This is a genomic window from Microbispora sp. NPDC046933 (genome assembly GCF_040644635.1).
Classification (GTDB): Bacteria; Actinomycetota; Actinomycetes; order Streptosporangiales; family Streptosporangiaceae; genus Microbispora.
Map to the genome: position 1 here is coordinate 1 of NZ_JBEYWW010000029.1, position 22,119 is coordinate 22,119.

Consider the following 22,119-nt stretch of genomic DNA (forward strand, 5'->3'; position numbering starts at 1 on the left):
CGCCGTGCGGGAGCATCCGGGCATGTGGACCGGCGCCTCCGTCGCCCGCGGCGAGCGCGCCGTCGTCGTCGGGTCGCCCCGGCCGCTGGTCGCCGGGATCGCCGCGCTGGCCGGTCGGGCCGGCCGTACGGTGGCGAGGGTCTGGGGCGGGTACGGCGGCGCGGTGGTCCTCGTGCCGCGCACCGTGGAGCAGGCGGCCGTGCTGGCCGCGCCGGCGAAGGTGGACGGCCTGGCCGCCGTCGCCACCGGCGACCGCGTGATCGTGCAGCCGGCCGCGTTCGCCCGCCTGTCCGCGACCGGCCGCCTGGTCGTCGTGACCCACGAGCTGACGCACGTCGCGACCACCGGTCCCCGCGCCGTGCCGATGTGGCTCATGGAGGGCTTCGCCGATTACGTGGGCTACCTGGACAGCGGGCTGCCGGTCCGCGTGGTCACCGCCGAACTGGCCGCCGACGTCGCCGCCGGGAGGGCGGCGCTGAACGGCCTGCCGGGGCCCGCCGACTTCGCCGCCAGGCCCGCCCAGGCGTACGAGGAGGCCTGGCTGGCCTGCCGCTACATCGCCGCCAGGTTCGGCGAGCGGAGGCTGGTCGCCCTCTACCGCGCCGCGCTGCGCGAGGAGTTCGGCGCCGCTCTGCGGGAGGTGCTCGGGCTGACCGCCGACGACCTGACCCGCGAATGGCGGTCGTACGCGCGCGAGCAGCTCGCCCGGTCCTGATCGTCGTACCGCTCCGGTGCGGCCGCGGCTGCGACAATGCGTTCTCGGGCGGCGCGGGCGGACCGCGCGAACACGCCTGCAGCGGGGGTGAGGATGACGAAGCGGACGCTGATCGTCACGAACGACTTCCCGCCCAGACCGGGCGGCATCCAGGCGTTCGTGCACGGCCTCGCCACGCGCAGGCCGCCAGGCTCCGTCGTCGTGTACGCCCCGTTCTGGAAGGGATGCGAGGAGTTCGACGCCCGCCAGCCGTACGAGGTGGTCCGTCATCCCTCCTCTCTGATGCTGCCGACGCGCTCGGTGGCGAGGAGGGCGGCGGCGCTGGTCGAGGACGGCGCCACCGTCGTCTTCGGCGCGGCGGCGCCGCTGGGGCTGCTCGCTCCCGTCCTGCGCGCCGCGGGCGCCGGGCGGATCGTCATGCTCACCCACGGGCACGAGGCGTCGTGGGCGCGCCTGCCCGGCGCGCGCGCCCTGCTGCGCCGCATCGGCGCGGGGGCCGACGTCGTGACCTACCTCGGCGACTACACCCGCCGCCGGATCGCGAGGGTCGTGCCCGCCTCCAGGCTCGTACGGCTCGCGCCGGGCGTGGACACCGCCGCCTTCCACCCCGGGGCGGGCGGCGACCGGGTCCGCGCGTCGCTCGGCCTGGGCGACCGGCCGGTGGTCGTGTGCGTCTCCCGGCTGGTGCCGCGCAAGGGCCAGGACGTGCTGCTGCGAGCCTGGCCGCTCGTCCTGCGGCGGGTTCCCGGGGCGGTCCTGCTCCTGGTCGGCGGTGGTCCCTCGCGGCGGTCGCTGGAGCGTACGGCCGCCCGGGCCGGCCTGCGCGGCTCCGTGGTCGTCACGGGGTCCGTCCCCTGGGCGTCCCTGCCGGCCTACTACGACGCGGGCGACGTCTTCGCCATGCCCTGCCGCAGCAGGTTCGGGGGGCTCGACGTCGAGGGGCTCGGCATCGTCTACCTCGAGGCGTCGGCCACCGGGCTGCCGGTGGTCGCCGGCTGCTCCGGAGGCGCCCCCGACGCCGTACGGCACGGCGAGACGGGCCTGGTGGTCGACGGCACGTCGCACGTGGCGGTGGCCCGCGCGCTGGGCGACCTGCTGGCCGACCCGGCCCGCGCCCGTGCGATGGGCGAGCGGGGCCGGGCCTGGATCGAGGAGGAGTGGCGCTGGGACCTCGTCGCGGCCCGGTTCGCCGCACTCCTGTGACGGAAGGCCGCCTCAGCCGGTGAAGACCTCCACGAGGAGGAAGCCGTTCAGCGCGCTGATCACGGCGGCGACGGCTACGCCCGCGACGGTGGTGAGGCGGCGGTTGACGAGGTCGCCCATCAGCTTCCTGCTGCTCGTGAACGTGACCAGCGGGACCAGGGCGAACGGGATGCCGAAGGACAGCGCGACCTGGCTCAGGACGAGCGCCCGGGTGGGATCCACCCCGGCGGCCAGGACCGCCATGGCCGGGAGGATCGTGACCAGGCGCCGCGCGAGGAGCGGCACGCGGCGGCGCAGGAACCCCGCCATGATCACCTGCCCGGCGTAGGTCCCCACGCTGGAGGAGGCCAGTCCGGAGGCGAGCAGGGCGAGCGCGAACGCGACGGCCGCCCCGGGGCCGAGGACCTGCCCGAGGCCGGCGTGGATGGCCTGCAGGCTGCCGGGATCGCCGCCGCCGAACGCCGCGGCGGCCACGGTCAGCATCGCCATGTTCACCAGCCCGGCGGTGCCGAGGGCGACGGCGATGTCCATCCGGCTGGCCCGCACGGCCTCCCTGCGCACATCCCCGTGCACCTCCTCCCCGGGCCCGCCGGGCCCGCCCTGGTGCTGGGTGAGGGCCGAGTGCAGGTAGACGACGTGGGGCATGACGGTCGCCCCGATGATCCCGGTGGCCAGCAGCAGGCTGTCCGGCCCGGCGAGGCGGGGTACGAAGCCGCCCGCCACACCCGCGAGGGACCCCGACAGCAGCACCTGGTAGGCGAAGCCGGCCAGGACCACGGCGAGCATCGCCGCGACGGTCGCCTCGAACCGGCGGCGCCCGCGCGGCGCGAGCATGAGCAGCAACGAGGAGACGACGGCCGTGACGGCGGCGGCCGGCAGCAGCGGCACGCCGAACAGCAGGTTCAGGGCGATGGCCCCGCCGATGAACTCGGCCAGGTCGGTGGCGGCGGCGACCAGCTCGGCCTGCACCCACAGCGGCAGGCTCACCCGGCGCGGCAGGTGGTCGCGGCACAGCTCGGGGAGGTTGCGGCCGGTGGCGATGCCGAGCTTGGCCGAAAGCGCCTGCACGAACATGGCCAGCACGTTCGCGAGGGCGATCACCCACAGCAGCATCGTCCCGTACTGGGCGCCGCCCGCCATGTTGGTCGCGAAGTTGCCGGGATCGACGTACGCCACGGAGACGACGAAGGCGGGACCGCACAGGCCGGCCAGCCGCGCCAGTCGGCCCGGCGACGCCCGCCCGCCGGCGGGAACGGCGGCGGGAACGGCGGTGGGAACGGCGGTGGGAACGGCGGTGGGAACGGCGGCGGGAACGGCGGCGGGAACGGCGGGCACGGGCCCGTTCACGGGACGGCGGGAGTCGAGCACGAAAGCCTCACAGGAAACACGAAAGCCTCACAGGCAGGAGGTCGATCTTGGGCACGGCGGGCGGCCTGCACGCCCGCCTGCGCGTGGCGCCGCGCGGCCCACCACAGGCACAACCGGCCGTGGATCGGGACGCGGGCGCCGTGGATCGGGAAAGGAGCGGAAGCCGGGGTCCGACCGGCCTCCGCGTTCGCTCACGGGCTCGACGGCTCGGTCAGGTGAGCTTGTCCTTGAGCTTGCCCACGGGGCCGACCTCGGTGCCGAGGGCCGGGCTCTTGGGCTCGCCCATGCTGCCGTCGTAGGTGTCGTACAGCTTCGGGTCGGGCGGGGGAGCCATGGCGGGATCCCCGAGCGGCTCCGGGTTGAGGAGATAGGCGAACTGGTGGCGGCCGTCGGGCTGCGGCCCGCTCGCCCAGCCGCCCGCCTGGCCCTCGGCGCCGTCGGAGAGGTCCCAGATCGTCTCCGCGTGCTCGGCGTACTCCTCGTCGAACAGCGCGTCGGGCACGACGACGTCCTCCAGGCCGTCCGCCTGGAGTTCCTCGATCGCCTTCAGCCACAGGTTCTGGTGCAGGGTGTCGCGGGCGAGGTTGAACTTCAGCATGGCCTTCACGCCCGGGTCGTCGGTCATGTGGTACAGCCGGGCGGTCTGCAGCCTGCCGTGCGCCTCTGCCGCGACGTTGGCCCGGAAGTCCGCCAGCAGGTTGCCGCTCGCGACGATGTAGCGGCCGTTCCAGGGATAGCCGTTGCTGTCGGCGGGCAGGGGGCCGCCGCCGGACACGATGGCCTGCTGCGGGTCCATCCCGCCCAGCACCGCGCCGAGCACGGGGTCGGCGGTGGCCATCTTCGTGACCGCGGTGGAAGGCGCGCCTTCGAGGAGACGGGCGACCATCGTGGCGAGCATCTCGACGTGCCCGATCTCCTCGGTCGCGATGTCCATGATCAGGTCTTTGTACTTGCCGGGCATGCGGCAGTTCCAGCCCTGGAACAGGTACTGCATGGTGACCGTCATCTCGCCGAAGGCGCCGCCGATGAGCTCCTGGAGTTTGCGCGCGTACACCGGGTCGGGCTTTTCGGGCTTGGCCTCGAACTGCAGGCGCCGGTTGTGCCGGAACATATGACTCCTTGGGTAGGAAACCGCAGGGAGCCGCAGGCCTTACGCGGGCTAAGGGCGCGACCCCGCTGGTGCATGTGGCGGGGGGTCACGCATAAATCCCAACACGTGGCGCAACGGGACCACAGGAGCGACACCTAACGAAGGGCCCAATGGATGGACAGGTGCCATCCCACACCTCGATTGGGCGCGAAGAACCCGCTGTTCCCGCATATGCGACACATCGGCCTGCGCGCGAGCGCCGGGAAAGAAGTCGGTCAAGGGGATGCGCCCGGTCAAGGCGGGCGCGGCCGGTCCTGGGACGCGCACGACGGCGACCAGGCCTGGCCGCCGGTGCTCCGGTGGGTCAGCCGCCGTACAGCTCGTCGATCTGCTTGGCGAAGTCGCGGGCCACGACGTGCCGCTTGATCGACTGCTTCGGCGTGACGTGGCCGGTCTCCTCGCTCAGCTCGATGTCGAGGATGCTGAACTTCTTGATCTGCTCGGCCTTGGAGACCATCCGGTTGGCGTCGTCCACGGCCCGCTGCACCTCGGCGACGACGGCCGGGTCGGTGCAGAGCTCGGCCATGGAGGCGCCGGAGCGGCCGTTGGCCTGCTTCCACTGCTCCATCGCCTCGTGGTCGAGGGTGACGATCGCCCCGATGAACGGTTTGCCGTCGCCGACCACCATCACCTGGCTGATCAGGCGGTGCGCCCGGATGGCGTCCTCGAGCGGCGCCGGGGCGACGTTCTTGCCGCCGGCGGTGACGAGGATCTCCTTCTTGCGGCCGGTGATGCTCAGGTAGCCGTGTTCGTCCAACTGGCCGACGTCCCCGGTGTGGAACCAGCCCTCCGGGTCGATCGCCTCCTTGGTGGCGCGCTCGTTGTTCCAGTAGCCGTCGAAGACGTGGCGGCCCTTCACGAGGATCTCGCCGTCGTCGGCGATGCGGATGCTCACGCCGGGGAACGGCTTGCCGACCGTGCCGATCTTGTTGGCGCCCGGGATGTTGACGGTCGAGGGCGCGCTGGTCTCGGTCAGTCCCCAGCCCTCGAACACCTCGATGCCCACACCGCGGAAGAAGTGGCCGAGCCGCTCGCCGAGGGCCGAGCCGCCGGAGACCGCCGCCGTCAGCGCGCCGCCCGTGGCCGCCCGCAGCTTGCCGTACACGAGCTTGTCGAAGGCCGCGTGCTTGAGCCGGGCGCCGAGGCCCGCCCCGCCGGAGCTCTCGGCCTTGCTCCACTCGACCGCGGCCCGTACGGCGGCGTGGAAGATCTTGCCCTTGCCCTCCGCGTTGGCCTTCTGCTCGGCGGCGTTGTAGACCTTCTCGAACACGCGCGGCACGCCCAGCAGGAACGTGGGCTTGAACTCCCGCAGGTCGGGGGCCACGTTCTTCATGTTCGGGCTGTGCGCCAGCACCGTGCGCGTCTCGATCAGGACGATCTGGATGAGCCGGGCGAAGCTGTGCGCCAGGGGGAGGAAGAGCAGCGCGGCCCGGCCGTCCACGTCGAACAGCGTCTCCAGCGGCCCGTGGGAGACGTTGCGTGCGGTGAACAGCAGGTTGTCGTGGGTCAGGCGGCAGCCCTTCGGCATGCCGGTCGTGCCGGAGGTGTAGATGATCGTGGCGAGGTCGCGCCCGCCCCTGGCCGCCCTGCGCTCGGCGAGCGTGTCGTTGGTCACGTCCGCGCCGAGCCGCTCCAGCTCGGCGAACCCGCCGCCGTCGATGCGCCACAGCAGCGGCAGCTCGGGCACGGCCTCGCGGACGGTCTCCTCGTGCGCGGCCGTCTCCACGAACGCGGCCTTGGCGCCGCTGTCGGTCAGGATCCACTTGACCTGGTCGGCGGAGGAGGTCTCGTAGATCGGCACCCCGACCGCGCCGGCCGCCCAGATGGCGTAGTCGGCGACCGTCCACTCGTAGCGGGTGCGCGACATCAGCCCGACCCGGTCGCCGGGTTCGATCCCGGCGGCGATCAGCCCCTTGGCGACGGCCGCCACCTGGTCCCTGAACCGCGCGGCGGTGACCGGCGTCCACGGCGCGGCCGGATCCTCGCCCTCCTTGCGTCGGATGACGACGGCGTCCGGCTCGTCCACGCCGCGCTGGAACACCACGTCGGTGCAGTTCGCGGACGGAGGCACGTCCACCAGCACGGGAACGCTGAACTCGCGCACGGGTCACTCCTTCGCGCACGGCCGCGCGGTCCCCGGAGCGCAGGGCGGGGACCGCGTTGCGGGCATAACTCTTCGTGTCTCACCGGACGCTACCGTGCGATGTTACGCATGGGTAGATCCGTCACCCAGGCGTTACCCAGGGACAAATCGACGCTATCAGTGTCCCCTGGGGGGCGGGTCCGACACCTTTCCGTTACCCAAGCGGTTGCTAGGTAAAGCGGCCGTTACCATGTCCGCATGCGCATCCACGTCGTCAGCGACGTCCATGGCCGGGCCGGCGCGCTCGCCCGCGCGGGCGACGGGGCCGACGCCCTGATCTGCCTCGGCGACCTGCTCCTGTTCATCGACTACGCCGACCACTCGCAGGGCATCTTCCCCGACCTGTTCGGCGCGGAGAAGGCGAGCGAGTACGTGGGACTGCGCGCGGCGGGCCGCTTCGACGAGGCACGGCAGCTGTCGGCCGGCCTGTGGGGCTCCCTCGACGGCGACCCCCGCGACCTCATGGAGGCGGCGGTCCGCCGCCAGTACGAGCAGATCTTCTCCGCCATGCCGACGCCGGCCTACCTCACGTACGGCAACGTGGACCTGCCGCGCCTGTGGGCGGACCACCTGCGGCCCGGGCAGCGGGTCCTGGACGGCGAGGTGGCCGAGATCGGCGGGCTCACCTTCGGGTTCGTCGGCGGCGGCCTGCGCACCAAGTACCGAACGCCGTACGAGATCGACGACGAGGAGTACGCGCGCAAGGTCGAGGCGGTGGGCGAGGTGGACGTGCTGTGCTGCCACATCCCGCCCGCCATCCCCGACCTGCTGTACGACGTGGTGGCCCGGCGGTTCGAACGGGGGAGCGAGGCCACGCTGGAGGCGATCAGAAGGACGCAGCCGCGCTTCGCGCTGTTCGGCCACGTCCACCAGCCGCTGGTCAGCCGCACCCGTGTCGGGCGCACGGAGTGCGTCAACGTCGGCCATTTCCGCGGCCGTGGCACGCCTTTCGCCCTGGAATGGTGAAGTACGGTTGGCGCATGGCTGATCGCACTTCGTCGAGCATCACGATCGGCGCCGGCCGGTCGACAATCATGGCCGTCATCGCCGACTTTCCGGCCTATCCGGAGTGGGCAGGCCAGGTGAAGAAGGCCGAGGTCCTGGAGACGGGCGCCGACGGCCGTGCCTCACGGGTCCGCTTCGTCCTCGACGCGGGAGTGATCAGCGACGAGTACGTCCTCGGGTACGACTGGGACGACGACGCGGGCGTGAGCTGGCGGATGGTCGAGGCCGGGAGGATGCTCTCGGGCCTGACCGGCAGCTACCGCCTGGCCGAGAACGGCGGCGGCACCGAGGTCACCTACGACCTCGCCGTGGACCTGAAGGTCCCGATGATCGGCATGATCAAGCGCAAGGCCGAGAAGGTCATCGTCGACACCGCGCTGAAGGGGCTCAAGCGGCGCGCCGAGAGCCGATGAGGATCCTCCTCTTCACGGGGAAGGGCGGGGTCGGCAAGACCACGGCGGCCGCCGCGACCGCCACGCTCGCCGCGGAGCGGGGCAACAAGACACTGGTCGTCTCCACCGACACCGCGCACTCGCTCGCCGACGCGCTCGGCGTGCCGCCCTCGGCCGAGCCGGTCGAGGCCGCGCCAGGCCTGCACCTGCAGCAGGTGGACACCCAGAAGTCGCTGGAACGGCACTGGGGCGAGTTACGCGACTACGCCGGCAACGTGCTGGCGGAGCTCGGCCTCGACGAGGTCACCGCCGAGGAGATCACCGTGCTGCCGGGCGCCGAGGAGATCCTCGCGCTGCTCGAACTGCGCGAGCAGGCCCGCACCGGCTGCTGGGACGTGATCGTCGTCGACTGCGCGCCGACCGCGGAGACGCTGCGCCTGCTCGCCCTGCCGGAGGCGCTCGACTGGCACGTCAACCGCCTGCTTCCCACGGGCAGGCGGATGCTCAGGGCGCTGTCGCCGGTCATCCGGCACGTCGCCAAGGTGAGCGTGCCCGAGGGCGAGGTCGTCTCGGCGGGGGAGCGGCTGCACCGGGGCCTGCTGGAGGTGCGCGCGCTGCTCACCGGCGACGACGCGTCCGTGCGGCTCGTGCTGACCCCCGAGGCCGTGGTCGTCGCCGAGGCCCGCCGCACCCTCACCTCGCTCAGCCTGTACGGCTACCGCGTCGACGAGGTGATCGCCAACCGGGTCTTCCCCGCGGAGGGCGCCGACGAGTGGCGGCTGGGCTGGGTGGAGGCCCAGGCCAGGCAGCTCGCCGCGGTGCACGAGTCGTTCGCGCCGCTGCCCGTCCTCACCGTCCCCTACCTTCCGGAGGAGCCGGTCGGGACCGCCGCTCTCGCGGGGCTCGCCGCGCGCATGTACGGAGACCGGGATCCCTTCGCGCGCCCGGACGTCGAGCCGCCGCTGAGGTTCACCGCCGACGAGCTGGCGCTGTCCCTGCCGCTCGCCGACCGCGACGACCTCGACCTCGCCCGCAAGGGGGACGACATCATCGTCACCGCCGGGTCGTACCGGCGCGTCATCGCCCTGCCCGCCGCCCTCGCCCGGCGCGAGATCTCCTCGGCCGCGCTCCGGGACGGCCGGCTCCGGGTACGGTTCGAGGCAGGAGGGGCGAAATGACGGATTCCAACGACAGCACTCCGCGCAGCCAGGACCCGCTCGGGTCGGCGGCGGAGGAGGCGATGAAGCTGCTGGACGCCGTACAGCGGCGGATGGGCCGGGAGTTCGGCAAGGGGCTGGTGAAGGGTGGCGTGAGCGGCTTCGGGTCCGCCTTCGGCGGCGCCGGCGCGGCCGGCCGGGGCGGCGACGTGTGGAGCGAGGCCGTCTCGGAGGACCACGACGAGTACGTCTGCCGGGCCTGCCCGGTGTGCCGGGTCATCGCCGCGCGCCGCGAGGCCGGCGGCGACGTCACCGACCACCTGATCGCCGCGGGAGGCGAGCTCTTCGCGGCGTTCCGGCAGGCGGTCGACGCCCTGCAGCGTCCCCCGTCGCGCCCGGCCGGGGAGCGGCGGTCCGGCGAGCCGAAGGTCGAGCACATCGACCTGGGCTGACGGGCCGGTGAAGGGCGGGCGACGGCGGGATTGCCACAACCCGGCTCGATCGGCTTCAATCGGCGCGGCGTGGCTCCTGTGGAAGCGGATCGGGCGGAAGGAAGACAGCATGGCGCTGACCATCGGCGTGGACGTGGGCGGTACCAAGATCGCTTATGGTGTCGTCGACGAACACGGCACCATCCTCGAGCGCGGCCTGCGGCACAGCCCCGCGGGCAGCCCCGAGAAGATGGCGCTCACGATCGCCGATGCGGTGACCGAGCTCGCGGCGCGGCACGCGGTCGAGGCGGTCGGCATCGGCGCGGCGGGTTTCGTCGACGAGACCCGCTCGGTCATCCGCTTCGCCCCCAACCTCGCCTGGCGCGAGGAGCCGCTGCGCAAGAAGGTGGGCGAGCTGGTCGGCCTGCCGGTCGTCGTCGAGAACGACGCCAACGCCATGGCCTGGGGCGAGTACCGCTTCGGCGCGGGCCGGGGCGAGAGCCACGTGGTGTGCGTCACCGTGGGCACGGGCATCGGCGGCGGCATCGTGCTCGGCGGCGAGCTCTACCGCGGACGATGGGGGATGGGCGCCGAGCTCGGGCACATGCAGGCGGTGCCGGGCGGCCGTGCCTGCGGCTGCGGCAACAGCGGCTGCTGGGAGCGGTACGCCAGCGGCAGCGCGCTGCTGATGGAGGCCAGGAACAACGCGCAGGCCGACCCGGCGGGCGCCACGCACCTGCTGCGGCTCGGCGGCTCGGTCGAGGGCATCCAGGGCGAGCACGTGACCGAGGCGGCGCGCCAGGGCGACCGGGCGGCGCTGGCCGCCTTCGAGTCGCTCGCCGAATGGCTCGCCCAGGGGCTGGCCGACATGGCCGCGGTCCTCGACCCCGGGTGCTTCGTCATCGGCGGCGGCGTCTCCGGCGCGGCGGACCTGTTCGTCGACCGGGTGCGCGAGGAGTTCGCCGCGCGGCTGACCGGCCGGGGGCACCGCCCGCCCGCCGAGATCAGGGTGGCCGAGATGGGCCCGTCGGCCGGCCTGGTGGGAGCCGGTGACCTGGCCCGGCTCCGCTGACGGCGTGCTGCGGGTCGCGACCTACAACGTCCGGGGGCTCAGGGACGACCGGCGGGCGCTGGTCCGGGTGATCCGCGCCCTGCGGCCCGACGTGCTGTGCCTCCAGGAGGCGCCCCGCCTTCCGGGCTGGCGGAGAGAGCGGCGGGCGCTGGCCCACGCGGCCGGGCTGTCCGTGGCCGCCGGAGGCCGGGTGGGCGGCACCGCCGTCCTCACCGCCCCGGCCGTACGGCTCCTGCGCGGGCGTGGGCACCGCCTGCGGTGGTTCGCCGGGCTCGAATGGCGCTCCGTCGCGCTCGCCGTGGTGGAGAAGGACGGCGAGAGGTACGCCGTGTGCTCGGCCCACCTCGACCTCCTGGCGGGGGCGCGCCTGAGCCACGCGGTCCAGATCCTGCCGCTCCTGGAGCGCGCCGCCCGGGAGTTCGGCGCCGCGCCGGTGCTCGCCGGTGATCTCAACGAGATCCCCGGGGCCCCGGTCTGGCGTCTTCTCGGGGGCCGCTACACGGACTGTTTCACCGTCACGCGTTTCTCCGCCACACAGGGCGCCGCGCCGCGGCTCGCGGCGGACGGAGACCACAGCCGCGCCGGTGCGACGTTCCCGGCCCGCGATCCCCGCGTGCGGATCGACGCGATCTTCGCGGGCCCGGGCCTGACCGTCGCGTCGTACGGCGGCGCGGACGTCGCGGCCGAGGACCTGGCGGCCGCGAGCGACCACCGGCCGGTCGTCGCCGAGGTCGCCTTCACGCCGCCCGCCCGGTCCTGACGTGCCGCGCCCGCGGCGCCCGCGCGCTGGTCACGCGGGGTGGCGACCCCCGGATTCCGGCTGGCCGGAGACGGTCGTTACGGTCGCGTCCCCGCATCTCTAGGTAATCGGATTCACGACCTGTGTGACGGGGAGTGCCCGGTCCCCCGTACGATCGTTTCATGACCCGCCGCCTCATACGGCGTGCGGTGCCGTTGTGTGTGCTGTCCGCCGGCCTGCTGGCCGGACTCCTCCCGCGCGCCACATCGGTCGCGCACGCGCACGCAGGGACCGTCCGCGCCCAGGCGGAGCGCAGCCCGTCGGGGGACGAGGTCGCCCAGGACGCCGGCTCCTCCACCGGACGACTCCAGTCCGACGGCTCGCTGTCCGACGTCGCCGGCCTGTCGGCCAAGGACATCTGGGCCGTGGGCCAGCAGAACGCCTGGGACTTCTGGCGCAACCAGGGGGTCATCACCCACTGGGACGGCTCCTCGTGGAGCGAGGTGCCGATCCGGGGCGACGCCACCGGCGCCGGGCACCTGCGGTCGGTCGCCGCCGCCTCCGCCGGCGAGATCTGGGCGGTCGGCGACGGCCACGACGGCCTGCCGTACGTCGCGAAGGGCTCGCGCGACGGGTTCGACCGCGTCGGCGTGCCGCAACTGCGCGCGGGGGACTGGATCGGCGGGGTCGCCGCCTCGTCCGGCCGGGTGGTCGCGGTCGGCAGCCGGGACGGCAAGGCGTTCCTGCTGAGCAGCGGCGGCGCCGCCAAGGGCACCTCCTGGAAGACCGGCCAGGGCCCCGAGGGCGCGATGTACGGCGTGGCGCTCGCGGGCCGGTCGGACGGCTGGGCGGTGGGCGACTCCGGCTCCGGGCCCCTGGCCATGCGCCTGACCGGCAGCGGATGGAAACAGGCCGACCTGCCCGAGATCAGGGGCGGCTTCCTGCGGGACGTGTACGCGGACGGCCGCAAGCGCGCGGTCGCGGTCGGCGGCGTCTACCAGAGCGACGGCGGCATCTCCCCGCTGGTCCTCGACTGGGACGGCAGGCACTGGAAGCGGGTGACGCCGCCGGATCGCCGCGCCGAGCTGTACGGCGTCACCGGCGACGGCGACGGCGTGTTCTGGATCTCAGGGTACGACCCGAGGCGCGAGGCGGAGGGCTTCCTGCTCCGGTGGGACGGATCGCGCTGGACCACGCTGCGGGGCCCGGCGCCGGCCGAGGAGCGTACGGTGCGGCTCCAGGCGGTCGCGCACGTCGGCGACCTCACCGTGGCGGTCGGTCACACGCTGGACGACAAGGGCCGCTACACCGACCTCGTGGAGCGGTTCGGCCCGCCTCCGGCCGCCGCCGCCACAGTGAAGGCGACCCCCGGAGCCGAGTGAGAACCCCCGCGCGGCGAGAACGGCCGGGAGTCCGGCGCGCGCGGCGAGTCAGACGACCGCGCCGTCGTCCCAGCCGGAGTCGGCAGGCGGACCGTCGCCCATGCGCACGACGAGGATCACGAACCCCGCGATGAACGCCGACACCGCGGCGAACACGATCCAGCCGTCCATGGGCCAGTGCAGCAGAGCGGCCAGGAGCAGGTAGGCGGGGCCGCCGAACAGCGCCAGCCAGGAGGCCCGGCTGAGGGCGTCGCCCTGGGGAAGCGGCGGAGGGGGCGGCGGGATGTAGTGGTCGTCGTCGACCGGGGCGGGAGCCCGCTCCTCGCCGGTCTGGTCGTCGTCCCGGGCCCGGTCGCCGGGCACCCCGTCATCAGGGGCTCTGTCGTCGGGAGCCCGGTCATCGGGGGAGCCGTCGCCGTTGCCCGCGTCGGTCTCCTCGGTGACGTTCTCCCGGTCAGGCCATGGTTGTTCGGCCGAGGCGTCCTCGGCTGTCTCGTTGAACGAGGCGACGATCTGGCGCCAGACCTCGTCCTCGTCACTTTGCGGCGTCACGTCGATCCCGGGTCACAAGTCCTTCGTCAAGGGTACCGAGGCGTGGGAGCGGATGAACTCCAGACTCCCTTCGAAGATCACAGGCGCGTCGTGGTCGAGGGTGGCGACGTGGTAGCTGTCCGCCAGCTCTCTGACCTCCAGATTGTTTCCCATTCTCGCCTGCAGGAACGCGACGCTCCCCGGCTTTACCACGTGGTCGTCCCTGCTGTGGAAGACCAGCACCGGCTGGGTCACCTTGGAGATGTCGGACTGGACGAGCCTCCACAGCCGGGGCAGCGTGGCGGCGGCCCGGACGGGCGTGCGCGGATAGCCGAGCTCGCTCGCGCCCTCCTTCTTGATGTCGCCCGCCACCCCCGGGATCGAGCGTACGACGTACTTGAGCGCCGGGGCCAGCCGCAGCAGCGGCACGTCGTTGATCACGGACGGGTTGACCACCACGACGCCCGTGACGGCGTCACCGTGGACCTCGGCCAGGCGCAGCGCCATGCAGCCGCCGAGGGACAGGCCCATCACGAACGCCTCCGCGCACCGTCCGCGCAGGTCGGCGAACGCCTTGTCCAGCTCGGCGTACCAGTCCTCCCAGCGCGTGCGGCTCATCTCCTGCCACGTCGTGCCGTGGCCGGGCAGGCGCGGCAGGGACACCGTCAGCCCCGCCCGGGCCAGGTGCTCGCCCCACGGCCGCAGGGACTGCGGCGAGCCGGTGAACCCGTGACAGAGCAGGACGCCGATCCCGCAGCCCTCGTGGTGGTACGGCTCCGCACCGGGCAGCACTGGCATGGGTGACCTCCGTGAAACGGCGGCGTGTTCCGCCCGATACTCGCACGTTGGTCAGCGTTAGTGCGAGAGGGCTGGGCGTGCGAAGATGACTGCACATCTGAGCCGAGGGGGTGCCCGCGTGTTTTACTGGGTGGTGAAGGCCATCCTCTGGCCGATCCTCCGCTTCGTGTTCCGCCCCTGGGCCGAGGGGGTGGAGAACGTGCCGAAGGAGGGCCCGGTCATCCTGGCCGGAAACCACCTGTCGTTCGCCGACCACTTCTTCGGGGCGGGATTCCTGCCGCGCAAGGTGATCTCTCTGGGAAAGGCCGAGTATTTCACCGGCCGCGGACTCAAAGGAGTGGCGAGCCGCGCTTTCTTCTCCGGCGTCGGAACGGTCCCGATCGACCGTTCCGGCGGCAAGGCGAGCGAGGCGGCGCTCCGCACCGGCCTGCGCATTCTCAGGGAGAACCAGGTGCTCGGCATCTACCCCGAGGGAACCCGCTCGCCCGACGGCCGCCTCTACAAGGGCAAGACGGGCGTGGCCCGGCTCGCGCTGGAGTCCCGGGCGCCGGTGATTCCCTGGGCCATGGTCAACACGTTCGAGATGATGCCCCCCGGCCGGCCGCTCCCCAAGTTCGGCATCCGCCCCGGCGTCCGCTACGGCAAGCCGCTCGACTTCTCCCGCTACTACGGGATGGAAAACGACCGCCTCGTGCTGCGCGCGGTCACCGACGAGATCATGTACGCGCTGATGGAGCTGTCGGGTCAGGAGTACGTCGACAAGTACGCCGCGGCGGCCAAGACGGAAACGACCAGGGCAGCTCGCGAGAATTCCTAATACTTCCGGACCGGACGGGTAACGTGGCGATGTCCGCCGCGCACGTTGGGACGTTCAGACACGTTCGGATCGGAAGGCGTAGGAACATGCCAGCACGCAGGCACCGCACATGGGCCCCGCCCGGCGCCGCGAGGCACGGAGTGGACGACGGAGCGGACGGCCGGTCCGCGACCCCGGCGAGCAGGTCCGCCCTGCCCGGCGGATCCGCGGCCCGGGACACCGGCCGCAGGTCCGCATCCCGGGACGCCGCTCGTGGACGCGCAGGCCGGGATGCCGGTCGCGAGCGCGCCGCCCGGGACGCCGCTCGCGGGTGCCCCGCATGAGCGTCCGCGAGGAGCAGCAGGCCGCTTCCGGATATCTGCCGCACCGCCAGATCCTGGTCGTGCTCTCCGGAGTGGCGGCCGGGATGCTGCTGGCCGCCCTCGACCAGAGCATCGTCGGCACGGCGCTGCCGCGCATCGTCAGCGAGCTCGGCGGCCTCGACAAACTGTCGTGGGTGGTCACCGCCTACCTGCTCACCTCGACCGCGGCGACCCCGCTGTGGGGCAAGATCTCCGACCTGTACGGCAGGCGGGCGATCTTCCAGACCGCGATCGGCATCTTCCTGCTCGGCTCGGTGCTGGCGGGGCTGAGCCAGAACATCGGCCAGCTCATCGGGTTCCGCGCGATCCAGGGCCTGGGCGGCGGCGGCCTGATGGCGCTGGCGTTCAGCATCATCGGCGACGTCATCCCGCCGCGCGAGCGCGGCCGATACCAGGGCTACTTCGGCGCCGTCTGGGGCACCTCCAGCGTCGCCGGGCCGCTGCTCGGCGGTTTCTTCACCGACGGCCCCGGCTGGCGGTGGATCTTCTGGATCAACCTGCCGATCGGGCTGATCTCGCTCGTCGTGACCTCGATGGCGCTGCGGATCCCCTTCACCCGCCGCAGCCACCGCATCGACTACCTGGGCGCGGCGCTGATCGTGGCAGGCGTGTCGTGCTTCCTGCTCTACCTCGACTGGGCGGGCGGCGAGATCGGCTGGACCGCTCCCGGTTCGCTGGCCCTGCTCACCGGATTCGTGGCGCTCGCGGCCCTGTTCGTGTTCGTCGAGCTGCGGGCGGCCGAGCCGATCCTGCCGATGCGGCTGTTCCGCAACACGATCTTCAGCGTGGGCAACGGCTTCAGCTTCCTCGCGGGCCTGGCGATGTTCGGCGGCATGATCTTCCTGCCGGTCTACCTCCAGGCGGTGCAGGGCATGTCGCCGACCGTGTCGGGCCTGGCGCTGCTGCCGGCCGTCTTCGGCATCTTCTCCACGTCGATCACCTCGGGGCAGATCATGAGCCGGACGGGCCGGTACAAGATCTTCCCCATCCTCGGCGGGGCGGTCCTCCTGGTGGCCCTGTGGCTGCTGTCGACGATCAAGGTGGACACCCCGTACTGGCAGGTGGCCGTCTACGCGTACCTCTTCGGCGCCGGGCTCGGATTCACCATGCAGACGATCGTCACGGCGATCCAGAACGCGGTGGACCGCAGCGACATGGGCGTGGCGACGAGCTCGGCGACGTTCTTCCGGATGATGGGCGCCGCCATCGGCACGGCGATCATGGGGGCGGTCCTCACCAACCGGCTCACCCACTACCTTGCCGCCGAGTTCGGCGGCAGGATGCCGCCGGGGCGGGTGGACGCCAACAACGTGCAGGCGATCCAGCAGTTGCCGCAACCGGTCAAGGACCACGTGCTGGTCGCGTTCACCAGTGCGATCGACGACGTGTTCCTCGCCAGCCTGCCCTTCGTCGCCCTCGCGCTGGTCGTGGCTCTCTTCCTCAAGGAGATCCCGCTCGCCGCGCGGAGCACCGAAGGTCCGGCGGCCATGGGCTGACCGGGCGCGCACCCGGCGGCATGCGGCCCGGCGAGGGGCGGGCGGTTCGCCGCCGGCGTGGCGGAATGGTGCCGAGCCCGCTCGCCTGGAGCGGGCTCAGGTGAGGTGCGAGCGGATCTCGCGGATGTGCGCCGGGGTGGTGCGGCAGCAGCCGCCCACGTAACGGGCGCCGAGCGAGGCCCAGCCGGCCGCCGCCCTGCCGAACTCGACGGGATCGGCGAGACCCAGCCAGCGCCGGTCGGCGGCGTCCCAGGTCTCGCCGGAGTTCGGGTAGACGATCGAGGCTCCGTGCTTGATCAGGTCGGGGATGAACCGTGGCGCGGTGCAGTTCACGCCCACGGCGACCACCTGGGGGAGGCCCGCTAAGATCGCCGCGCACTCCTCGAACGGCGTCCCGTCGCTGACGTGCTCGCCGTCGCGGCAGGAGAAGGTGACCCACGCCCGCACGGACGGCGTCTCGCGCAGGAGTCTCGCGAGCGCCCGTGCCTCGGCCTGCGAGGGGATCGTCTCGCATGCCAGCAGGTCGGCCCCGGCGCCGGCGAGGATCTCGAAGCGTTCCCGATGCCACTCGGCCAGGCCGTCCTCGTCCAGGTCGTAGTCGCCGGTGTACTCCGCGCCGTTGGCCAGGTAGGCGCCGTACGGCCCCACGCTCGCGGCGACGAGCCCGTGCCCGGCCTCGTCCCTCGCCTGTACGGCGAGTGTCACCGACTGCCGGATGAGGTCGCGGGCCTCCTGGGGGGTGAGGCCGTGCCGTACGAACCCGGGGACGCTCGCCTGGTAGCTCGCCGTCGTGGCGACGTCGGCCCCGGCCCGGAAGTAGTCGAGGTGCGCCTGCCGGATGACCCCGGGATCGTCGGCGAGCAGCCGTGCCGACCACAGGTCGTCGCTCAGGTCGCGGCCGAGCGTCTCCAGGTGCGTGGCGAGACCGCCGTCCAGGACGATTGGGTTCATATCCGGCAACATTACCGGGGACTGCCGAAACGATCTTTCCTGGTGGTGGTTCCGTGGCGTTGGTCCTCCCGCCTCTCCTGGGCCTACCACGGGAACCGCTCCGCTGTGGGGCCGCTTCACGGTCCCCCGGCGGCGCCCGGCGATCCCGGGCGGCATGCGGCCTCGCCGCGGAGGAACCGATCGGTGATCCCGCGCGTTGGCGGCATATGGGGCTGAAAGGGCTCATCAATCGGTTGCTGCGCCGCCGGTCTCCCGTCCCCGCAGGTGGACGCGACGATCGGCCCGACACGGGAGGGGTGAGGGAGCCACGGCGTCCCGCACCCACCCCGCCGTCCGACGTCATTCGCCTACCGGAACCCTCGTAGGGCTTCGCCCACAGCGGAACCCGGTGCGGCCGGGCCCGGCTTCCCCGCCGGTGTCCCGGCCGTGCTCGCTTCAGCCCCGCCCCGTGGCGGCCTCTCCCGGGCGCCGTCTCACGATCGCTTCCAGAAGGGTCGCCGGCCTTCCTCGACGCCGGGCCCGGGGCCGGGGGACGTAGAGCCCGGGGACGCGCCCGGGGACGCGGAGCCTGGGGACGTGGATCCCTTCGAGGCGGAGCCGGAGCGGCCGGTCAGCGCAGTCAGCAGGTCGGCCGTCCGCCGCCAGAGGTCGCCGAGCGAGACCTCGGCCCACTCGGCCCTTTCCAGATCGGCCGCGAGCGCGGCGAGGTCCGGGTGGCCACCCACCATCTGGGCGACGACGCGCAGGCGACTGGCGAGATCCGCCAGATAGCGCCGCCGCTCCCGCTCGGGCAGCGACTCCGCCTGGCCCAGCTTCGTGAGCTCCTCGGCCAGCAAAGGCCGGATGCCCTCGAAATCCGTGACCGGTGCGCTCCCCTCGCCGGGATGCGGAAGGAAGCGACCGACGGAGAACCCGCGGGAGGCCCGTCTGGGACCCGGTGCGGGCGCGGCGGCGTACGGCGGGGCGGGAGGCGCGCCAGGCGGCGGGGCCGCTGCGATGGGCCGGTCCGCCGCCGAACCGGAAACCGCCTCCGGACCGGCCGTGGTGAAGGCGGCCATCTTCGCCATCATCGGCGCGCCCGCCGCCATCATCGGCATGGCGGTCGGCATCTCCCAGCCGCTCGGCGGTTCGACCGGCTGGATCACCCGATGCTCCGGGCCGCCCTCGCCGGTGACGCGGGTGTCGACGGCCACGAAGGCGGTGAACCGGCACAGCACGCCGAAACGCAGCGAGGCGTCGACGATTCGCTGTTCGAGGGAGTGGTCGCCCATGGCGTACCGGTCTTCCAGACCGCGCAGATGCGCCCGCGCCCAAAGGGCCCGGGCCGCCGGGCCGTGGGTGGGACGGCCCTCGATCCGCTCCTCCCAGGGGCGGCCGTCGGCCGTGCGGCCATGGACGGTGAGGGCCCCGGCGGGCCGCCGTCCCCGGTAACGCCCGCTCACCACCAGAGGGACGCCGGGGTAGAGCGACCCGGCATGCGTGACGGTGTCGGCCACGAGATCCATGCCTTCCGCCTTCAGCGCGACATCCGTCACCAGCGGCGAGCCGATGCGGCGGTGGATGTGCTCCATCGCCGCGTCGAGCCGGTCCTCCGACTCGACCAGCTCGCAGCGGCCCGAGCCGAGCAGGGCCAGCCGTCCGAGGAACCCGGCGTTCACCGCCCTGTCGATGCCCACGGTGTGCACCCGGACGCCGTGCAGCCGGGCGCCGATGCGTTCGAGGATCTCGTCCTCGTTGCCCACCTGGCCGTCGGTCACCAGGACGAGCACCCGATCGCGTGCCTGCTCGCCGGACAGGCCTGATTCGCCGGGCCGGTCGTCCTTCCGGAACCGGCCGGGGCCCGTGCCGGTGGCCGGCCCCGGGGCGGGGGCGCTCTGGCCGTCGAGCAGCCGCAGGGCCTCCTCCAGGGGAGCGAGCATCTCCGTGCCCCCGCGGGCGTCGAGCCGGGTCAGGTGCTCGACGGCGCGGTATCGGTTGCGGTCGCTCGCGTCGACCAGGCCGCCGGAGAAGGCCCGCTCCACCACCGAATCGAACGAGAGCACGGCGAACCGGTCATGCCGGGTCAGCGTGTCGACGATCCGGGCGGCGGCGCGCCGTGCGGCCACCATCTTCCAGCCCGTCATGCTGCCGGAACGATCGAGCAGCAGGACGACGTCACGGGACACGGTCCGGGTCGCGTCCTCCTTCGGCGGCAGCAGGGTCAGCACGAAGGTCCCCTCGGCGTCCGCGGTGTTCTCCGGCGCGTTCTCCGTCGTGTCCTCCGTGGAGCCGCTGCCGTCGGCCGTGCCTTCGCCGGGTGCGCCGGCGTCTGTGGCGTCGTCCGGGACGAGCGCGAGCGACGAGGAGGCGTCGAACGCCAGACGCAGGATGAAGTCACGGTCGAGCCGCTCGCCGGGCCGCAGCCTGATCGTGTCACCCTCCCGGTCGACCTCGTGCAGGCTGGAGCGGACCTCCCGCAGGCCGAGCCCGGCGGGGTCGATCGTCGTCGCGAGCGACAGCCTTACGGGATAGGGGAAGCCGGGAAGCAGGACGGGCGGCGTGATCCGGGATGCGTCGGGCACGGCGTCGGTGTCGGGTGACACGCCGTCACCGGCCGGAGCCCCGGGCAGCGGAGCCCCGGGGATGTAGCGGGGCGCCACGACCAGCGGGAAGCGGAACTCGGCCGCGCCGTCCTCGTAGGGGAGCGGCTGGCTCAGCGTGAGGCGGACGATCACCCGCTCGCCGGGGACGATGTTGCCGACCCTGATCGTGAACACGTCGGGCCGGTCCTCCTCGGCGATCGCCGCGCGCCTGCCCTCGGCGAGCGCGCGGTCGTAGTCGGCCCGTGCCTGCCCGCGCTCCTTGAGCACGCCGTCGACCACCCGGTCGTCCGCCTCCATCCGGAAGGCGGTGACCGCGGCCCGCGGCGGCAACGGGAAGACGTACGTCGCCTCCAGCGACACGTCGAAGGCATTGCGGAAGGTCTGGACGACCTCGACGCCGGCCGCCAGTCCGGTGACGTGGGCGGTGACGTCCACGCTTTCCAGCGGAAGGTTGCCCTTCTCGGTCTCCAGCGCTCCGAGCCCGGCGTCCGGCACGGGCCGGCACTCCTCCGGCCGCAGAGGTGTGATGGGAACGGTCATGACGTCATCCCTTCAGCGTCGGAAGCGTGTGGATCGAGTGCCGAGGCGTCGTGAGTGTGATGGGCGCCCTCGAACGGCCCGGCCAGGCCGAGCGTGGCGAGGGCCGTGAGGAGCGGCGCCGCGGCCCGGCGCAGCGCGGCCACCTCGTGACCGTCCGGGACCCGGTGGGCCGGGTCGAGCAGGACCGTCACCCCGGGTGCGAGCCGCACACCGTGCACGACGTCCGGGTGCACGGCGTGCCCCTGCGTGGTCTCCCTGCGCGCGGCGCCCGCGTGCGTCGCGTCCCCGTGCCTTGCGCCTCCATGCGAGGTGCCCTCTTGCATGGTGCCCTCTTGCATGGTGGCGGCGTGCGCGACGTCCGCGTATGAGGCGTCGCCCTGCGCGGTGCCTTGTGTCCCTTCCCGCGAAGGCGCCGTGACCGGCAGGAGAGCCTCTGGGAATGCGACGGAACCAGAAGGAGAAGAGCCCGTCGGGTCCGATGCCAGGGGAGCGGCCGGGCCTGATGCCACGGAGGGCGCGGTGACGGCATCGGGGAGATCGGCCGCGGAGTGGGCGGAGGCCGCTGCGGCGGCGGATGAGGCCGGGTGCACCCAGAAGCGGTCGCGCGCCGCCGGCCGCGCCACGTCCGGCGTGGTGGGAACGGTGCCCGGTTCCTCCGGTCTTGTCCCGCACCAACCGGTCGCCGGTGCGGGCGGTGGCGGAGAAGGCGGGACAGCCGGCCGGGGCGCCGGCGGTGCCGGAGAAGGCGGGATGAGCGGCCAGGACGCCGGTCCCGGCGGCGGCTCGGTGAGGCCGGCGGCGCGCTGGAGCATGGCGTCGGTCGCGCCCGCCAGCTCCGCCTGGATGGCGGCGATGGACAGGCCGTCCGCCTGACGGCGCTTCACGGCCACGAGTTGGAGCAGGTGACGGCGGCCATAGAGGGCGACCCGGCCGCGCCGGCCCAGCGGAGGGTCGAGCAGCCCGATCGTCGTATACCAGCGGATGAGACGTTCGTTCGGCACCTCGCGGACCCTGCCGTTGACGCGCGACTCCGGATCGTTGTCGCGAGGCCCCTGGCCGTCGTCACGCCGCTCCTGGCCGAGCAGGCCCGCCGCCCGCTCCGCCAGCTCGCCGATCGTCCAGGTATCGCTCATGCCTCCACGATGACACTGTCACGATGACACTGTCAATGTCGCCTCCGTAATGCGGCGTCATGGTTTTCGGAGAGTTCGTCTCGGTGAGGCCTGCAGCTTCTCCCTCCGTTCACACGAGACGGGTCGACTGGGCGTCACGACGTGTGCGACGT

General features: G+C 73.0%; 18 protein-coding genes and 1 pseudogene. 11 read left to right on the top strand and 8 right to left on the bottom strand.

The genetic code is table 11. The features are described 5' to 3' along the window. A pseudogene (locus tag ABZ857_RS31785) lies at positions 1-715 on the top strand (hypothetical protein); the annotation flags it as partial. Between the two features lie 93 nt (positions 716-808). Then, the gene (locus tag ABZ857_RS31790) at positions 809-1,918 is read left to right on the top strand and encodes a glycosyltransferase family 4 protein (protein WP_357050262.1); all 1,110 of its coding nucleotides are present in this window, start codon (positions 809-811) and stop codon (positions 1,916-1,918) included. A gap of 12 nt (positions 1,919-1,930) precedes the next feature. Here ABZ857_RS31790 and ABZ857_RS31795 read toward each other — a convergent pair whose 3' ends face one another. From ABZ857_RS31795 to ABZ857_RS31805, 3 genes are all read right to left on the bottom strand, one after another. Then, positions 1,931-3,286, bottom strand: coding sequence for an Nramp family divalent metal transporter (locus ABZ857_RS31795; RefSeq protein WP_357050266.1), 1,356 nt, complete (start codon positions 3,284-3,286; stop codon positions 1,931-1,933). A gap of 211 nt (positions 3,287-3,497) precedes the next feature. Then, complete coding sequence (locus tag ABZ857_RS31800; protein ID WP_357050269.1) at positions 3,498-4,397, bottom strand: manganese catalase family protein; 900 nt, start codon at positions 4,395-4,397, stop codon at positions 3,498-3,500. Positions 4,398-4,740: 343 nt separating this feature from the next. Continuing rightward, positions 4,741-6,540: an AMP-dependent synthetase/ligase gene (locus ABZ857_RS31805; RefSeq protein WP_357050272.1), complete on the bottom strand. Its 1,800-nt coding sequence runs from the start codon at positions 6,538-6,540 to the stop codon at positions 4,741-4,743. Between the two features lie 237 nt (positions 6,541-6,777). Here ABZ857_RS31805 and ABZ857_RS31810 point away from each other — a divergent pair, with 237 nt between their 5' ends. The 7 genes from ABZ857_RS31810 to ABZ857_RS31840 all read left to right on the top strand — a co-directional run bounded on the left by ABZ857_RS31810 (position 6,778) and on the right by ABZ857_RS31840 (position 12,757). Further along, positions 6,778-7,545: a metallophosphoesterase gene (locus ABZ857_RS31810; protein ID WP_357050275.1), complete on the top strand. Its 768-nt coding sequence runs from the start codon at positions 6,778-6,780 to the stop codon at positions 7,543-7,545. A gap of 14 nt (positions 7,546-7,559) precedes the next feature. After that, positions 7,560-7,997, top strand: coding sequence for an SRPBCC family protein (locus tag ABZ857_RS31815; RefSeq protein ID WP_357050278.1), 438 nt, complete (start codon positions 7,560-7,562; stop codon positions 7,995-7,997). Then, on the top strand, positions 7,994-9,154 hold the full coding sequence (locus ABZ857_RS31820; protein ID WP_357050281.1) for an ArsA family ATPase: 1,161 nt from the start codon (positions 7,994-7,996) through the stop codon (positions 9,152-9,154). Before ABZ857_RS31815 ends, ABZ857_RS31820 begins: the two co-directional genes overlap by 4 nt. Continuing rightward, entirely contained in the window at positions 9,151-9,585 is a 435-nt protein-coding gene (locus tag ABZ857_RS31825) for a DUF5304 family protein (protein ID WP_357050284.1), read from the top strand. Before ABZ857_RS31820 ends, ABZ857_RS31825 begins: the two co-directional genes overlap by 4 nt. Before the next feature lie 109 nt (positions 9,586-9,694). Further along, positions 9,695-10,636: an ROK family glucokinase gene (locus tag ABZ857_RS31830; RefSeq protein WP_357050287.1), complete on the top strand. Its 942-nt coding sequence runs from the start codon at positions 9,695-9,697 to the stop codon at positions 10,634-10,636. Then, a complete protein-coding gene (locus tag ABZ857_RS31835; protein WP_357050290.1) occupies positions 10,614-11,396 on the top strand; it encodes an endonuclease/exonuclease/phosphatase family protein in 783 nt (260 codons plus the stop codon). Before ABZ857_RS31830 ends, ABZ857_RS31835 begins: the two co-directional genes overlap by 23 nt. Positions 11,397-11,557: 161 nt before the next feature. Further along, positions 11,558-12,757, top strand: coding sequence for a hypothetical protein (locus ABZ857_RS31840; protein WP_357050293.1), 1,200 nt, complete (start codon positions 11,558-11,560; stop codon positions 12,755-12,757). A gap of 48 nt (positions 12,758-12,805) precedes the next feature. On the opposite strand, the gene ABZ857_RS31845 is transcribed toward ABZ857_RS31840, so the two are convergent. Both ABZ857_RS31845 and ABZ857_RS31850 read right to left on the bottom strand, forming a co-directional pair. Continuing rightward, on the bottom strand, positions 12,806-13,309 hold the full coding sequence (locus ABZ857_RS31845) for a hypothetical protein (protein ID WP_357050296.1): 504 nt from the start codon (positions 13,307-13,309) through the stop codon (positions 12,806-12,808). A gap of 12 nt (positions 13,310-13,321) precedes the next feature. Next, positions 13,322-14,086: an alpha/beta fold hydrolase gene (locus ABZ857_RS31850; protein WP_357050299.1), complete on the bottom strand. Its 765-nt coding sequence runs from the start codon at positions 14,084-14,086 to the stop codon at positions 13,322-13,324. A gap of 118 nt (positions 14,087-14,204) precedes the next feature. Here ABZ857_RS31850 and ABZ857_RS31855 point away from each other — a divergent pair, with 118 nt between their 5' ends. Next, complete coding sequence (locus tag ABZ857_RS31855) at positions 14,205-14,903, top strand: lysophospholipid acyltransferase family protein (protein WP_357050302.1); 699 nt, start codon at positions 14,205-14,207, stop codon at positions 14,901-14,903. A gap of 319 nt (positions 14,904-15,222) precedes the next feature. After that, the gene (locus ABZ857_RS31860; protein WP_357050305.1) at positions 15,223-16,761 is read left to right on the top strand and encodes an MDR family MFS transporter; all 1,539 of its coding nucleotides are present in this window, start codon (positions 15,223-15,225) and stop codon (positions 16,759-16,761) included. 96 nt (positions 16,762-16,857) lie between these two features. Here the strand turns inward: ABZ857_RS31860 and mmuM are convergent, their stop codons facing one another. The 3 genes from mmuM to ABZ857_RS31875 all read right to left on the bottom strand — a co-directional run bounded on the left by mmuM (position 16,858) and on the right by ABZ857_RS31875 (position 21,967). Then, positions 16,858-17,712 carry a homocysteine S-methyltransferase gene (mmuM, locus tag ABZ857_RS31865; protein WP_357050308.1) on the bottom strand — a complete coding sequence of 285 codons (855 nt, stop codon included), beginning with the start codon at positions 17,710-17,712 and terminating at the stop codon, positions 16,858-16,860. Between the two features lie 473 nt (positions 17,713-18,185). Next, positions 18,186-20,834: a VIT domain-containing protein gene (locus ABZ857_RS31870; protein WP_357050312.1), complete on the bottom strand. Its 2,649-nt coding sequence runs from the start codon at positions 20,832-20,834 to the stop codon at positions 18,186-18,188. Then, positions 20,831-21,967: a MerR family transcriptional regulator gene (locus ABZ857_RS31875; protein ID WP_357050314.1), complete on the bottom strand. Its 1,137-nt coding sequence runs from the start codon at positions 21,965-21,967 to the stop codon at positions 20,831-20,833. Before ABZ857_RS31875 ends, ABZ857_RS31870 begins: the two co-directional genes overlap by 4 nt. Positions 21,968-22,119: the final 152 nt, after the last annotated feature.